The organism is Bartonella sp. AC329YNZD (assembly GCF_042196685.1).
Taxonomy (GTDB): Bacteria; Pseudomonadota; Alphaproteobacteria; order Rhizobiales; family Rhizobiaceae; genus Bartonella.
The window spans coordinates 1-919 of sequence record NZ_JBHIQS010000091.1; the positions used below are offsets into that span (position 1 = coordinate 1).

1 protein-coding gene is annotated in these 919 nt (G+C 35.3%); it reads left to right on the forward strand.

Going from position 1 to position 919, the window contains the following annotated elements; genetic code table 11:
- Window positions 1-284: 284 nt before the first annotated feature.
- Window positions 285-919, forward strand: a 635-nt coding sequence (locus ACFIMW_RS09385; protein ID WP_375608908.1) for a DEAD/DEAH box helicase family protein, incomplete at its 3' end; no start/stop codon positions are given.

Genomic DNA, 919 nt, shown 5'->3' on the forward strand with positions numbered 1-919 from the left:
ATAAAACCTATCAAATTACTCATTCTGATATTTTAAAGTACATAGTACATTTATTTTGATTAATCCGTGAAATGAATAACAAATTTCACTACTTTGCTGATCTTATTCCATGTCATGGACTGTTGATAAGCAACCTTTAAAACTCCTTTTGAAAAAATATCGGCTTTTTTTATCAATTTTTCCCATTTTTATCGTTATTTGCTTTAAGTCAATTTGATTGAATTCGTTTTGATTCTTTTGATGATTATTGATCATCTCATAAGGCAAGGGATTTTTATTACAATATGCTGCAATCTATTAAGTCTGATAATGAACATGTCACTTTACGCTCTCTGTTGGAATATTATCGTCAACAAGCTAAATCACTTCGTGAATTAGGAACCTTGTTTGAAAACCTTGTCATAGCTTACTTGACGAAAGACCCTCTTCATTATGGGCGCTACGAAAAGGTAGAAACCTATTATGAATGGGCAAAAGAACGTGAAGATTGGAATAAAAATGATATCGGCATTGATCTGGTTGCCAAGCTTCGTCATCAAGAGGGCTATGTGGCTATTCAATGTAAGTTTTATCAAGCAGACCATCAGATCAGTAAAAAGGATATTGATAGCTTTATCGCGGCATCTGGAAAAGACATCTTTAAATATCGTCTTCTCGTTGATAGCACGCAAGTAGAATTAAGTGACAATGTGAATGCCATGATTAAAGGACAAGCGATACCCGTTTATCGTATTGACCTTCGTCATATGGAAAACAGTCGGATAGATTGGCAAATATTTGCAACAAAACAAGAAGTTCTTCTGAAATCAACAAAAGAGCCTCGTCCCCATCAAGAAGAAGCCATCAAGAAAGTCTGTGAAGGTTTACAAGAAGCAGACCGTGGCAAACTCATTATGGCATGTGGAACGGGGAAGACTTT